The following is a 15668-nucleotide window of genomic DNA, read 5'->3' as shown; positions in this document are numbered from 1 at the left end:
AACGCTGCAACTGAGCATCGGCTTATTATCCAATACTCAAACTTGCGGGCCCACTAGTTTCAAATATTCTTCCAGCTCTTCCTCCGAAATGACCTTTATACCGTTTCGTCTAAGCAAAGCCGTTGTGACACCGTTACCTGCTGCTTTTATCCCTTTGAACTCGCCATTATAGACCATAGCGCTCCCGCAGGAGGGGCTGTACTCTTTCAGAACGACTACAGATGCCTCAACCTCTTGAGCTTTACTGAGCGTCATATAAGCGCCTTTCACATAGAGCTCTGTTACCACTCTGCCAGAGAGCTCCACCACTTCCGCCGTTCCATTCAGCACGTCATCTCCGTCCCCGCCGATGACTTCCGCAGGTTCTCTTGGCGTCATGAAGCCTCCGAGCAATTCAGGACATACCGAAACCGCTTTGTTCTGGTTCAACAGCTCTCGAACAGTATCATTCAGACTATGAGTTCCGTTATATCTAACCTCAAATCCAGCTAAGCAAGCACTGACCACAATCATGAATTACACCTCATTCTCCCGCTCGAAAGGCACCTGATGTCGTTTACAATCTACTTTTCTATACGTAAGTTCTCATTATCCAATGCCTGTGTAACACTCGCCGTTCTTACAGCCATATACGACGACAGCCCCCGTATCCTCATCGATCATTTCCGCTTCAAAATCCGCTGGTTCCCTTTTTTTCAGCTCCTCTACCAGCGCATATGCAATCGCATCCACGTCCTTCTGCTCCTGATAACCACCAATTGCAAAGCCGCTTTGGCCTTGATAGGCGGACAAGCTCCACTGGTTTCCTGCTGTGTCCTCAGCCTCAATCCTATACATGAAGCCCTGCTCATAATCTTCCGATTCATGGCTTGCAGGGCCGAACATCGTTATCAACTGACCTCTGTATTTCGCGATTTCTTTTCCCTCCAAGCTAATGCTTGCTACCTTCGAGGAGCCGAATAACTGGTCATGCTCTTTCATTAATGTGAATTGCAGTCCCTTATACCGGGCTGCACGTTCTTTTGCTCCATTCTGAATCACCTCATATTCATAGCGCCATATAAATGATGTGTATGTCCATGTATCGGGATTAACAGCATAACTCGCTACATGCTCTTGATCCGTTTTAGTCGTTATGATTACGCTAAGATCACCGTTGTAATCGAGATCTCTAGATTCAATCAACAAATTGGAGTCAAGACACCATTTCTCGCAATCCTTTTTCACGATACTAATGGCTTGTTCGACCATCTGCGGATCCAAGGCTTGTGATCGGCCCATCATTGCTGCTGCAATAATAATAAAAATTAAGATACACGCCGGCACGAATAGATGCTTCATTTCACTATTCAACTCTCTTCTCTATTAAAACTCATATGCAGCCATAAGATAAGTTTACCATATCCGCTAACCATCTTAGCTGAAAATATTGTTGATCCCCGCTGCTGTCTTGATTCCTATGCTTCCCACACCGTTCATTTTGCTCATAGTTGAAGCAAATAGCCTCCCCACTTCATAACATAAACACAAAGGAGTGGAGTCAAATGCCCAACTACCGTATCATCGTCGATCTTTCCGACCGGATGCTGCATCTGCTTGATGACAATATCGTCACGCGCTCATTTCCCGTAGGGATCGGAAGAATGGTTACTCAGACCCCTACAGGCGAGTATTTCATCATTAATAAGCAAGCTAACCCCGGTGGTCCGTTCGGAGCCTTCTGGATGGGACTATCAAAGCCTCATTATGGTATTCATGGCACTAATGATCCCGCTTCGATCGGTCATCTCGTGTCGCATGGCTGCATTCGTATGTACAATACGGACGTTGTCGCACTATCAACCATAGTGCCTATCAATACACGAGTCACCATACGCCCTTAGCTGCCTGCTCACTCCAAAAAGTCCGTTCTATTATGATACACTATGAACAGGAACCAACTTTTTGAAGTGAGGATGTGACCCGGCTTGTCTTACATTCATAACGTCAATCTAACAGATGCTCCATTTTATTTTGCATACAAACGTAAGAACGACAAGCCTGATTACTATGAAGGGACTTTTCATGCCCATCAAGGGCTTGAACTGCTCATTATACATGAGGGCACAGGAACGCTTATTGTCGAGCAAAAAAGCTATACGCTTGCGCCAGGCATGATCTGCATATTCCAGCCCTATCAACTGCATCATGTACAGGTGGAGCTTAGTCCTGACACACCTTTCATTCGTTCCATCGTGCATTATGAGCCGACTTTGTATGAGGGTTATCTGGAGAGATGGCCGAGCCTTCTGGCCTTCTACAAACATATTCATATGGGTAGCCTGACAGAGTCTTGCATATATACTGCAGAAGAGGCAGAACCGCTCGATTACTTGCTGAGAAGCTGGGAGCAGACTCTACCCTCTATGTCCAAAAGCGATTATTACGAGGAGTTTTCTTTGTTTCTTATTGCCTTCCTGAGAGCCTTCCGGCCTATGTGGGAGCAGCGTCAAAAGTCTTCATCTGCAAAGACACCATTAAGATTGCCTCATCAAGCCGAACGAATACTGGAATGGCTGCAGCTGCATTACAAAGAACCGCTGCGGCTGGAGCAGATGGCCAGCGAGCTTCACTTGTCCCCCCACCATCTCTCCCACTTGTTCAAGGCTTGCACGGGAAGCAGCATATCCGACTATATTGCCGCCAAAAAAATACAACAGGCCATATTGCTCCTGACCTCTTCAAACTTTTCAATAAGCCGAATTGGAGAAGAAATAGGCCTGACAAATAGCTCATACTTCTGCAAGCTGTTCAAATCACAGCTTGGCATTACGCCGCATCAATATCGGAAGCAGTTCCGCAGCAAGCGTTACCCTATGCCTACTTAGCTCTGCGCTTTATAATCACTGCCCGCTGTAATTGCCTGTTCAGCGAAATTGGCAATTGAGCTGGTCTTCTCATAGAAATGAATAGCATTCGCTTGCATGCCGCTGCGCGAGTAGAACGGATCCTCCGGCAGAATCGGGAAGGAGACAAGCTGCTTTGTACTCGCCGCTTTATATATGCCAACGATGACCTCCAGCGTCTGTCGGCCGCTGTCGCCGTCAATAAGCAGTGGCGCGTTACCCTCTACTGCAGCTAGTAGATTGTCGATTTGACCGGCATGTCCTTCATAGACAACCTCTGGCAAAGCCTCATACACCTGCTGCAGCTCTGTTTCCAGCCGCTTATTAGACTCTGGGAAACCATTCTTCTTTGACGTAGATGCAGCTACCCGCCAAGGCGCTGATACACGAGCCTTCGTCCCTTGGAAAATAAGCTGCTGCTCTTCCCCATCATGCACGACCGAGCTCGTAACCTGGGCGAGAGCACCGTCTCCGTAACGAAATATACCGATGGATATATCCTCCACTTCAGCATTGTCATGCGCTGCGTTCGTCATGAAGGCTTGAACCTCCGCAGGCCGACCCATCATCCACACCAAAGCATCAATATGGTGAACCGCGTGGTTAAGTGTGCAGCCGCCGCCTTCCTTCTCCCACGTTCCGCGCCACCATAAATCATAGTAGCAATGACCCCGCCACCAGTGGGAATCAATCTGGGCATGGACGATTGAACCAGCTAGACCGCTATCAAGCACCGACTTTAGCTTCATTAATGGTGTCTTGAAGCGGTTCTGAGCAACAACCGACAGCAGCTTCCCGCTTTTCTTCGCAGCCTCGTTCATTTCGTCGCATTCTTCTAAGGATGAGGCCATTGGTTTCTCAACCAGCACATTCACCCCAGCCTCGAGAAAAGCAACAGCCAACTCTGCGTGGGTATACGGCGGTGTGCATATCGATACGATATCCAGATCCTGCTGCAACAGCTCCCTATAATCACTAACAGCATGCGCATCCAATTGATGATCCTCTATGCGAGCTTGCGCTTTTTCTACATAAATGTCGCTGACCGCGACAATCTTGCACCGCTCCGGAAACGTTAAATAAGCTTCAATATGTGCATTCGAAATGGCTCCTGCGCCAATAATAGCTACTTTAAGCACCGTCTTACCCTCCTTCATCGTCATGCTATCAACTTAACAAGGAAGCGCTCCCAAATGTATGCATACCTTGTTGAAAAATAGTGCTACTTTGCGGTTTTCTTTAAGGCTATTGTAAAGTAATCGTACAACTTGGAGGTCCTTTTATTTGAAAATAAGAGTGAGTTACCTGTAGAAGTGAAAATGAAGGTTATTGAAATGAGGTTTCAGGCATGCCTGTATAGGGCGTGATAGAACAGTTGCTCTTTCGTATTCAAACGAAGCTTAAAAACCAGTCACCGACTTAATATCGGCAACTGGTATCTTAGTTAGCTGTTCATTCCTGTCACAAAAACAGAGGTCACTTCCAACCAACCAAGGGCTTTTGTCATGTCTACATTTTATTACTACCGCTTATCGTTCTGTAAAAATACGATAAATAAGTGCTGCTGCTTCCTGCTTCAATGTTATTTTCTTCGGCCTAAAGCTGCCGTCCTCATAACCTTTCATAATGCCGATTTTTTTCGTCAGCGCAACGCTGTCCTTCGCCCAGGCGGACACGGATTTGAGATCGGTGAATACGGTATCCGCCGCTTCTACCGCTTGCTCAGCACTTGTCACATTGGAGTATTGCTTCAGTGCGCGTGCCAAGATCGTCGCGATTTCCTCTCGGGTTACGCTTCTCTGCGGCGCAAATGTAGTCTTGGTTACACCATTGAAAAGCCCCGCCTGGTAAGCTGCTGCAATATCATCGGCGAACGGTGTTGACTTCGTTACATCTTTGAAAGGCTGACTCAACCCATCCACACTAAGCCCGAGCGCTTTGACCAGCCAGGAAGCCAGTTCTCCGCGTGTGACTCCCTGCGCTGGATAGAAGCGATCGGCCGATTGTATAATTCCTTTGGCCAGCAAATAATGAATCTGCTGCTCACCCCAGTTCGCCTTCGAAATATCAGTGAATGTGCCCCCTGAGAGCATAACTGTATATACGCTGAAATGACTCCGCTTCACGTGAATCATTCCGCTTTCAGCATCATAGATTCCACCTGTCGCTTCCCACTTACCAGTCCTCTCATTTAGGACAAAAACTGTAAGCTTTGATTGCTGATTGATTGGCAGCTTGTCGATCATACTAGAGTCCAGCGGAATCGACATCGTAATTGGCTTGTCGAACCGGGTAACCGTTTCACCACCGACTGCGACATGAAACTCCAGCACTGGTGCTCCACTCAATTCGGAGGCAGATGTCGGAATTGTTCCGTTCGCCTGTGCAAGCGGCGTAATATTAAGCAAGAGATTCCCTGCTTTCTGACTGTTGACGAAATCAGGGCTGAATGCAAGGTTCGCAAGCTTATGCTGAATCGTTACGTAATCTATGCCGCTCTCTTTCGCAATACGCATCAGGTCGGCTGGGAATTCTGCTGCAATTCCAAGTTGTGTTCCCACATCCTTGAATGAGATGGTAAGGTGCTTCATAACTTTACCGTCAGACAGTTCTCCAAGATTTGCTGTCAACGTTTCATTGATCTCGTCAGCAGCTTGCTTGACAGACATAATACGCTGACTCAGCAATGTTGTATCAAGCACGATGGAAGCTGTGCTTCCCTCGAGCTTTAGTTCATCCTTACTCACGCCAACATCGCCATTCTTATTCACAGCGGCTTGTCCAACCGCAATGATCGCTTCGCGAACACTGTTGATCAAGACTCCTGCCTCTGATGCTTCTTTCCATAGTACTCCTGCTTCTCTAATCAACTTCTTAGCCATATCCACAGCCGCAGCACCGTCACCCGCAGCATTAACCGCGGAGGTCGCATTGTTGCGTACAACTTCAGTGACAGCCTGAAGCCCTTTTTCATAATCAGCACCTTCTAGCTTGGAGGCAATGAGCTGGACCTTATTTAAAAATACACTGATTAGCTCTGCTGCCGCTTTGGCTTGCTCGGAAGTAGTAATATTGGCAGTAATCTCCTGCATATCTTTCGCAATGAGCTGTACCGATGCTGACTTATCCGCAGACGAAGTGGACGATTGGAGCAAATGATCCAGCTTGCCCAGCTTCTGGTTCATCTCTTGTAAAACTTGGTCGAATTGGGAATTAGACGTTCCCGTCGTCGATCCCGATCCTCCTGTGCCCGGATTCGTACCTGGGTTCGTACCTGGATCCGTATTCCCTCCATCCGAAATCATCTTGATCATGACCTCATTGGAAGCCGGGCTATCTCCTCCCTCGTTGACCGCTTTTACGGTGAAGTAGTAAGTCGTTCCGTCCCCCGTCAGGTCAGTAGCTGTATAGCTGTTGACAGAGCCTGAAACGGTCGCAAGCTCGGATTCGTATTCACCGGGTTCCGTACTCATATATATTTTGTAGCCCGTTGCTTCATTTACGAATGTCCAAGCGAGCATCGCCTTCGCATCGCCGGCAGTTCCAGTTAGTTCCGGTGCTGTTGGCGGTGAAATATGAGCAACAGTTACTTTGGATGTCATGCTCGTATCCGAAGATGTCGCCGCGCCAATTGTATTCTTAACAACTGCATAATAGTACAGAGTACCTTCTGCACTGGTCGACGGCACATAGGTTTCGTTCACCGCTCCAACGATCATCGTTCCATCTGTTGTGCTATCTACATTACTACTGTACCACTGGTAGCTCAGCTGTCCACCATCACTCACCGATGTAGGCACATGCAGTGTGACGCTGCGGTCAAGATTCACTAAAAGCTCCGACGGCTCAACTTTAAGAGGCGCAGTTACCTCCTCTGCTATAACAATCAACGTTTTGCTGTCGATCACGCCTGCAATATTTTTCCAGTCATTTCCGTTCCATTGCTGCTTCTGGAAGACTGTATTAATCGTATAACTGCCGGCATCATCTATTTGATAGACGGCTTGATAGCGCCCGCCAATAACTTTAAATAATCCAGCTTGCTCCGATGCTTCCGACGAGCTCCAACTGATCGGCACATATCTCTCATCACCTGTCATTACACCTTGCTCGAATTGCCGATCACCATTTGCAGTCAATTCAACAGCAGCCCCTGATACTGACTTCTTAGCACTCGCACTGACAGTATTGTTATCAGTTTGAGCAGTGATTGGTGCGTTATCATAGACCATGATGTTCAACTTATTTTTTTCATAGCTACTTTTGTTATCCGCATAGGCCACATACAGCTTGCCGTCGTAAGATACTGATGACAACTCGTTTGCAGCGCTATCCGTAAATCCTGCGTTGCCAAGTTGTACCCACCCGCTACCGGTATACTTCAACGCAGTCGCTCTGTCGCCATTTACCTTGTCTACATAGGTCAAATACAATTGACCACCTGATTCGGACAACTTCGGATTGCTCGCATCTCCTTGCGATAGCTCTTTTCCTACTGATACCCAACTGCTCCCATCGAATGTTTTGACATTAACTTGGTATACAGTTTGGCCCGGAGTCTTCGACGAATTCTCGAGATAAGCCACGTACAATTGACCGTTGAATGACAGAAGGGATGGTGTAAGCGCAAGCCCTTCATCCGAGATTTTATTCCCGCCTATGTACTCCCACTTGCCATTATTTAAGGTTTGGACGACAAGTCTGGTGTTCACCCCTGTATAGCCATCCGTATATGCGACATATAACTTGTTGTCCATAAGCTCAATTGAAGGTGGACCAGGGTTTGCCGGGGCAGTGAAAGCTTGATACCCTGTAGACCATCCTCCACTATATGTCGTTAACGATAGGCCGTTATATTTGTCCATGTAGACAGCGTATAAATTCCCGATATCGTCCGTATCAAAGGAGAGGAAATTGACATAGCTCATGCTGACCCTATCACCAAGATATTCCCACTTGCCACCATAAAACCGTTGGACAGACAGTTGGCCGCCATTAGAATAATCTGCATACGCCACATAAGGAATACCGTTAATTACCTTAATGCTCGTATACGAAGCCTTTGTTTTGGTGAAATACTGATTCCCTACGTACTGCCAGCTGTTTCCGTCATACATCATGACCGAAATGGAACCTTGGTACCTATCGACATACGCCACATAAGTCAACCCATCATAGCTATCAATCGAGATGCCCTCTTTATAACCTGAGAACGGATTGAATCCGCCTATCAACCGATTTTGACCACCTAAATCATGCCAATATTCATTTGCGCTGATCGCCTTGATATTTACAGTTTTGGTTTCTGTAGTATCAGTAATATCTTTCCATGCAACGCCGTTCCACCTCTGTTTCTGGAACGTAGCCGTTATCGTATATTCCCCCACCTTAAATGGGTTATAAGTAGATGTGTATAGGCCGTTCTTCAAGCTAAACGATCCACTCTGACCCACTTCTGTCGATCTCCATGAAGTCGGTACGAACCGCTCGTCACTGTCAACTGCTCCTGTTACCGATTGACGGTCGCCTTGAGCAGTTAGTGTCATGGGCATACCCACTTTTACGGTCGCAGAGCTTGCGCTTATACGGTTATTCGAGCCATCGGCTGTCACAGCTGGCATTCCCCCAGGCTTCTGAGGTTCTGTCGCCTGAAGTACTTTTACCTTCGCCGCATAGCTCGCGGCGGCTGTTACTCCACCTGTGTACGAATCGCTGATTACCGCAAAATAGTAAGTTGTGCCGGCCGTTTCTGTAGGCGCATGGAATACGACTTGATTCGCTCCATCTATAACCTTGGCATCCGAAAGGTCGTAGGTCGAGCTGCTGTACCATTGATAGCTGAACACATTGACGTCGCTTGTTGCAACATAGACATTTAGCGTGACGCTTCCGCCTTCGCTAACACGTGCGTCCTGCGGATGTCCAGTAATGACAGGCAATGCAGCTTTAACATTAAGCTCCATGGATTTGTCTGCCGTCTGCTCAGTGTTGACCCATGAACTGCCGTCCCACACTTGCTTCTGGAATGTTGCCGTAACCGTATATATGCCCGGTGCCTTCGGTGAATACTTAGAGGTGTATCCACCCATTGCGAGTGTGAATGCCCCGTTCTGTCCGTACTCAGAGGAGCTCCAGACCGTCGGCACGAACCGCTCGTCTTTCAGATGCTGCCACGGTTCCGATTGACGGTCCCCCCATGCCTGAAGCGTCGCTTGCGCTCCCAGCTCTAATGTCGCTGAGTTTGCCGCGATGACGTTGGCATCAGCGCTCGCTGTAATCGGCTTCAAGTATGATTGAATGGCCTTAATTTTATTTTTCCTACCATCGTTCACACCGCCGATATAACCTAAATACAGATTATCTTCACTGCTAACCAGCTGTATATTATTCGTAATGAATGTGTTGGTAATATCGAAATTGGAGGCGACCTCCATCTGAATCCATTTGCCACCCACATATTTTTTCACAATCGCCTTGTTTGGTCCGCCGCTTTGGTACAAAGAATCCCGGTATGCCAAATACGGTACCCCATCATTTAAAACAAGAGAGGTATAGCTCACGGCAGCTGCTGAGACTCCTGCTTGGCCTCCAAGCGATTCCCATGAAGCTCCGTTATACTTCATGACCACCGCTTTCTGGCTTGTTCCGTTATCGGTGTAACCGACATATACAGTACCGTCAGTCACATCAAGCGATACATAATCAGCCGCACCGGCCGAGAAGCCAGCATTGCCCATAGACGTCCATTCGTCCCCGTCCTCATTCCATGTTACAACCGTCGCCTTCCCTTCATTAGCCAAATCTTTAAACGCGAGATATAGTGTACCGTTCACTGCCTTCAAGACTGGATAATCAATCTTGTCGGCCGAGAAGCCTTTGTTGCCTACGGGCTCCCATGTGGTTCCATTAAACTTCATGACTGTCGCCTTAGAGCCATTAGCCACATCGATGTATGCCAAATAAAGCGTGTCGTCCTTGCTGTCCATAGCAAGGCTAAGCTTATCGGCTCGGCCGTCGGAGAAGCCCTTGCCCCCCAAATCCGCCAGCTCAAATGAGTCGAAAGCTCTTTTCACCACTGTGGCCTTACTACCATTATCTATATCTTGATATGCTAGATAAGCGGACTTATTCTTCATTACAAGTGACGGATAAATACCATGGATAACACCATTTGAGACTGTGCCATCAAGAAACGTATCCCAGCGATTCTGTTCTGGAATATAATATTCAATTGCTAGATTGGAGTCAAAATACCCACTGTAAGCCGTATACAGTGTTCCGTTATCGGCCGCCATCGAGAACCCTTTGACCCAATAGTCCGCAAAGTCTTCCGTGCTATTAGTCCCGAGATTGGACCAATCATCCGTGATCGTTATCGTCAGCAATTTCTTATCAATATCACCGGCAATATCCTGCCATTGGGTGCCACTCCAACTTTGTTTCTGAAAACTTGCTTCCAACAAACCACTAGAAATCGATCCATTACCGTTAAACACGTAAGTTTTCTTCGCTTTATCGTACTTGAACGGATCAAGCGGCATGTACCGTTCATCTCCAACCGTGATTCCCTTCTCCGCCTGACGGTCTCCTTGCGCCGTTGCCGTATAAGTTTCTGACTTCATTATACTCATAGAACTAATACTTACCTTGTTGTTCTCTGCATTTGCTTTGATCGGACTGACGCCGACTTGAATGACAGCAGTTGAATCTTCGGACGCGAAGACAGATACGCCGTTAAACAAACTGCTCCATAACATGCCGAAGAGTGCGGCCCATACCGCTATTTTTATTATTCGTTTCTCGTTGTACAACAAATTCGCCTCCTAGTGTGTTCTCACAATGAATGGGTTACTATACTTATCATTGTACGAATTGCACTGACGAATCTCTGACAAAATTCGCATTTTTCATTCGAGAACGACACCGATTCACGAGGTTTTATCATCTTGCTGACGAATCAATTCGAAAAGTGTCCATTTTTGCACTAATGCAATAGGCAGATGCAGCAGCATCCATGTCGATATCGAACTCCTGCACACACAGTTGCTCAAGCCAGTCCGCCAAGCGCCTGAGTTCGCTTAAACCTCCGCCGGTATACGCGCTTCTCAGCAGCAGCAGCTGAATCTCTTTAATTGGTTGTCTCACCAGCAACTTCATGCACCATTCAATTGACGATCCAAACCGTTCTTCCTCATAACTGTTTTTCGCAAGCCACTTCAGCACATCCTCATATTTTTGCGACAAGCTAACTTGCGAAAGTTGCGACCAAGGCCAGTCCTGATTCCCCATATAGTCCCCATGGTATAACGAAGCTGCATTCTCAAGCAGCGTTTGACTCGGATTCACAAGAAGGGCATCGTACTGCAGTTCGAATTCCCTCACATCTAAGGACAAATGCCCAATCGTCAGCGAATAGCAATCGTCCGAAAATGCAAGATAAAAGATATCCGGACTTAAAGTCCCCAAACATTTACGCAAAGCATAGATGCTTGTCTGAAGGTTAACCAGCGCTTTCTTCGGTTCTTGGCCCGGCCACAATACTTCACAAATCTCATATTTATGCTTCTTCTTTCCGTTGCAATGGAGCAGATAAGCGAGCAGCTCCTTTGCCTTGGAACGGCTCCATCTTACTGAATGACCATTTATCGTCACCTCAAAGTCGCCCAATGTTTGAATAGACACGTTCCCACTGACGGCTCCATGTTCCTGCTCTTGGCTCTGATTCACAGCCAGCCGCTGCACCGACTTCGCAAACCTCGCCGGATGAATCGGTTTCAGCAAATAATCCAGCGCATTCACCTCAAAAGCCTGCGTAGCATAATGATTAAACGCGGTAATAAAAATGATCTGCACATTCGGCTTCCGCTCCAACAGGCGTTCGGCTAAATCCAGTCCATTTATGCCAGGCATTTCGATATCCAAAAACACGCAATCCGCATCGCTCTCTTCTATTGATTCAAGTGCATCCCGCGGGTTCGTATATGTACCTACTAGTTCAATACCATTCTCGAGCAGTAACGCTTTTAGTTCTTCCAATGTTTCGTATTCATCATCAACGATGAGTGCTCTCATTCGCGTCTGCTCCATTCTTGACCGCTTGGAATCATGATACTTACTTTTGTGCCTGACCCTGGTATGCTTTCGATGCGCAGCCCAGTTCCGTACAGGGCAAGCAGCCGTTTATTAATATTACTGAGACCAACGCCTTTTTCTTTGCTGCCTTGCAACAGCTTTGCTAAACGTGCTTGTTCGATACCAACACCATCGTCCTCTACAACTATGATGATCAGATCCGCATCCTGCTTGACACTTAAGTGAACCGTACCGCCTTCCACTTTCCCCATTAATCCATGTCGAACCGCATTTTCCACAAGCGGCTGAATCGCGATCATCGGAACAAATGCTTCAATATCCGGATCCATATCATAAATGACGTTCAAACGGTCTTTAAAACGTTCCTTCTCTATGGTCAGATACGCCTCCACCGTCTGAAGCTCCTCCTCTAATGAGACGAGTCCTCCTTTATTGTCGAATTGAAAGCTGCCTCTTAAATAATCCGACAGGTGGAGCACTAGCTCCTTTGATCTTTGCGGAGATCGAATACTTAACGAGGAAATGACGCTTAACGCATTAAAGAGAAAGTGAGGCTTGATCTGCGCCTGCAAAAAGGAAAGTTCTGCGGTCACAAGCGCACTTACGGATGCTCGGAGCTGAAGCAACGTATTCATCCGAGCAATCAACTCTTCTACCTCAAATGGCTTGGGGATATAGTCATTCGCCCCGGCTTCCAATCCTGCCCGAATTTCTTCCTGTCTGGTCTTTGCTGTTAGCAGCAAGACAGGAAGCTCGATGAGGGAGAAACGCTCCCGAATGCTTCTTAGCACCTGCAGTCCCGTTATACCAGGCATCATAATATCGAGAATAACCAAATCATACTGACGAAAGCTGTCGATATAGTCCAGCACTTGCCGTCCATCCCGCGCCGTATCAATTGTGAAGTCCTCATCCGTGAGCAAATTCAAGATTGCCCTCATACTGGCTGCATCATCCTCAGCGATTAAGATAGAATAGCGGCCTCGCCGCTTGCCACTAATAGAGAATGGAGGATTCGGCCACTTTTCCGCTATGCTTGTTGCCTCTTCCATCTCCGCTTCAATGCTCTCCATACGTACCGTATCGGCAGAAATATCTCGGCTAATTACTTCACTAATCGGCAACGTGAAGCTGAATCTCGATCCTCTCTCTGGAATGGATGATACCTTAATTTTCCCCCCATGCAGCTCGACCAATTGCTTCGTTATTGAAAGTCCCAATCCCGTTCCATGAACGGCTTTATAATCGTTATCATCCGTCTGATAGAAGGCTTGGAAGATCAACTCTTGCTCCTCGAACGCTACCCCTCTGCCGGTATCCTCAACCCATAGCTCCAGCATCATGCCAATCTGCCTGGCACCTACCTCCACATGGCCGTTGGTTGTGAATTTCAGCGCATTGCCAAGCAGATTGTAATAAATCTGACCCAACCGATCCTTGTCAGCCAACGCAGCAGGCAGCTCTGCAGGTATCGCGTTTATCAAGCTAAGCGATTGGGCATCAGCCCGAGGCTTCATCACATCCATGATGGTATCTACCATGCTGCTTACGTCTACAGGCACAGGATAAATCGATATCATACCAGTCTTCAGACTGGACATATCGAGAATGTCGTTGATTAAATTGTTCAGGCGCCGCCCAGCCGATACCACAATCTCCAAATCCTCCCGATGAGTGGTAGCCAACTGATCGCCTGATTTGTTCAGCACCGACTGCGTCAGATTGATCATGCCGTTAAGCGGTGTCCTTAGATCATGGGAAGTATTTGCCAGAAATTCATCTTTCAACTTGTCGAGCGACAACAACCTCTTATTCATATTCTTCATAGAGAGAAATGCGTTATTATAGTGCCGCGATAGAATCATCGACGTAATAAGTGTGAACATCACATACGATCCATTGCCCAGATAGTTGTCGCTCTTCACGTTATTCACATAGAGCATGCCGTCCGCTAAGGATAGAATGACACAAATAAAAGCGACCAGCAGGTAAACGACACCTCTCCTCTCCAATCGACCATAGCGGCCGCGAGCTAGAGCTGCAAACAAGCGCATAACGATAGTAGTGTAAAGAACAAGTCCGAACAACAAAAACATGTTTTCCACCCGGGTTATGATATCAAGCGGCAGCAGAATATAGAAAAGCGCATATCCGCCCATAAATATAAGAATCGTCCGCAGTAGCCAACGCGGCAGCAAGTGATCCATAATTTCCTTCAAAAATAAGACGACAAACAGTATGGTCGCATACATCATCGCATTTTGCAGACGGAACAAGATGTCCGCAGGCCAATCGGGAAACAACTGCAGCATCAGCTTTTCACCATACATCAGCTCATATAGTCCACCTGTCAGGCAATAGCCGCTGTAATATAGGAAGCTGACATCCTCGCGTCTGCCAATATAGACGAACAGATAATACAAACCACTGACCAGCAGGCAGGCTGCAATCATCGTGTTAATAATGATTAGGCGATTGGACATCGTTAGAATATCAGATGCGCGTCCCAAATAGATGCTCTGGACGATTCCTCCGGCTTTATAGTCGAAATCGGCGACATGGATCGTAATCTCTAATTCGTCGCCTTTTGGAGTAAACACCGCCGAATAAGGCCTGTTAGACATCGTGTACTCCTCTACGGTGAGACTAGGGTGTCCGCTTGCTCCGACCTCCTCACCATTCACGAATATCCGGTGCGACATTCGGATGCTGGTCATTCTGAGCCCCAACACCTCACCTGCATCCTTGATCTTGACTCGGACATGATAGGTTGCCGCTCCATAGTCTGTCGTCTTATGAAGTGGATCTTTTGTCCAGGCTGAAGGCACATTCATATATTCCGGGCTTACTCCTGGTATGTCTCCGGATCGGAGCTGTGCCGGCATCTTGAGCTGCTGCCAGTAAAACTCCCATTCGCCATCCAGCTTCACCTTGCCATCACTATTGAAATCCCAATCAGAGAGATCCATATAGCCCTGCTTGGCAAGAGGATGATTGGGTTCCGAATGACTAACACTTACCCCAATCATGCTTAAAATTACTGCGGCAAACATAATCGGAACGGCATACTTGAACCGTTTTATTGTTGAGAACAATTTCACTAGTTTTGTCGTGTTCATCATGATACCATCCATTTCATTCTTCTCTATTAATCCTCGGCTAGATTGGTTCATCTTGTTAACGCTTTGAGCCAAAAGATATCACTTGCGAAGTATATGGCTATGTAATGAATAGTTTTATGCTATACGGTACTGCTACGAACAAGTTAACGTATAATTTCACATCGTAACTATTCACAAAAATAAAACAAAAAGAACCCTTACCGTAGTAAGAGTTCTTGGGTTTTTATGGTTTGGTGCGGTAGACAGGATTTGAACCTGCACGTCCATTGGACACTACCCCCTCAAGATAGCGTGTCTGCCGTTCCACCACTACCGCACATTTGAAGTTTAAGGTTCCATTACTCGTACTTGCTAGCAGAGTAAATGGTGAGCCATGAAGGACTCGAACCTTCGACACCCTGATTAAAAGTCAGGTGCTCTACCAACTGAGCTAATGGCTCTCACTGTGACGTGATCTGAGCTCATTAGAGCTGATACACATTGAGGATGAATGGTGACCCGTAGGGGACTCGAACCCCTGTTACCTCCGTGAAAGGGAGGTGTCTTAACCACTTGACCAACGGGCCGT

General features: G+C 47.1%; 8 protein-coding genes and 3 tRNA genes. 2 read left to right on the top strand and 9 right to left on the bottom strand.

Annotated elements, in window-relative coordinates:
- Positions 1 to 36: 36 nt before the first annotated feature.
- Positions 37 to 513 (bottom strand): 2-thiouracil desulfurase family protein, encoded by a 477-nt coding sequence (locus FGT79_RS20350; protein ID WP_138754678.1) that lies wholly within the window; start codon positions 511 to 513, stop codon positions 37 to 39.
- Between the two features lie 75 nt (positions 514 to 588).
- On the bottom strand, positions 589 to 1341 hold the full coding sequence (locus FGT79_RS20345) for a hypothetical protein (RefSeq protein ID WP_138754677.1): 753 nt from the start codon (positions 1339 to 1341) through the stop codon (positions 589 to 591).
- A 203-nt stretch (positions 1342 to 1544) separates the two neighbouring features.
- Between FGT79_RS20345 and FGT79_RS20340 the strand changes: the two genes are divergently transcribed.
- The gene (locus FGT79_RS20340) at positions 1545 to 1883 is read left to right on the top strand and encodes a L,D-transpeptidase (protein WP_138754676.1); all 339 of its coding nucleotides are present in this window, start codon (positions 1545 to 1547) and stop codon (positions 1881 to 1883) included.
- Between the two features lie 84 nt (positions 1884 to 1967).
- The gene (locus FGT79_RS20335; RefSeq protein WP_138754675.1) at positions 1968 to 2867 is read left to right on the top strand and encodes an AraC family transcriptional regulator; all 900 of its coding nucleotides are present in this window, start codon (positions 1968 to 1970) and stop codon (positions 2865 to 2867) included.
- On the opposite strand, the gene FGT79_RS20330 is transcribed toward FGT79_RS20335, so the two are convergent.
- The 7 genes from FGT79_RS20330 to FGT79_RS20300 all read right to left on the bottom strand — a co-directional run bounded on the left by FGT79_RS20330 (position 2864) and on the right by FGT79_RS20300 (position 15666).
- Positions 2864 to 4024 (bottom strand): Gfo/Idh/MocA family protein, encoded by a 1161-nt coding sequence (locus FGT79_RS20330; RefSeq protein WP_138754674.1) that lies wholly within the window; start codon positions 4022 to 4024, stop codon positions 2864 to 2866. The two genes, FGT79_RS20335 and FGT79_RS20330, sit on opposite strands and share 4 nt — an antisense overlap.
- Positions 4025 to 4414: 390 nt before the next feature.
- Complete coding sequence (locus FGT79_RS20325; RefSeq protein ID WP_138754673.1) at positions 4415 to 10696, bottom strand: S-layer homology domain-containing protein; 6282 nt, start codon at positions 10694 to 10696, stop codon at positions 4415 to 4417.
- 130 nt (positions 10697 to 10826) lie between these two features.
- Entirely contained in the window at positions 10827 to 11957 is a 1131-nt protein-coding gene (locus tag FGT79_RS20320) for a response regulator (RefSeq protein ID WP_171056346.1), read from the bottom strand.
- The gene (locus FGT79_RS20315) at positions 11954 to 15151 is read right to left on the bottom strand and encodes a hybrid sensor histidine kinase/response regulator (protein ID WP_138754671.1); all 3198 of its coding nucleotides are present in this window, start codon (positions 15149 to 15151) and stop codon (positions 11954 to 11956) included. The genes FGT79_RS20320 and FGT79_RS20315 overlap by 4 nt, the downstream gene beginning before the upstream one ends.
- A gap of 180 nt (positions 15152 to 15331) precedes the next feature.
- Positions 15332 to 15416, bottom strand: a tRNA-Leu gene (locus FGT79_RS20310).
- A gap of 48 nt (positions 15417 to 15464) precedes the next feature.
- Positions 15465 to 15540: transfer RNA gene (locus FGT79_RS20305), tRNA-Lys, on the bottom strand.
- Between the two features lie 51 nt (positions 15541 to 15591).
- Positions 15592 to 15666, bottom strand: a tRNA-Glu gene (locus tag FGT79_RS20300).
- Positions 15667 to 15668 lie beyond the last annotated feature (2 nt).

The organism is Paenibacillus sinopodophylli, assembly GCF_005930355.1.
GTDB classification, from domain to species: Bacteria; Bacillota; Bacilli; order Paenibacillales; family Paenibacillaceae; genus Pristimantibacillus; species Pristimantibacillus sinopodophylli.
This window is presented reverse-complemented; position numbering and strand designations above follow the sequence as displayed.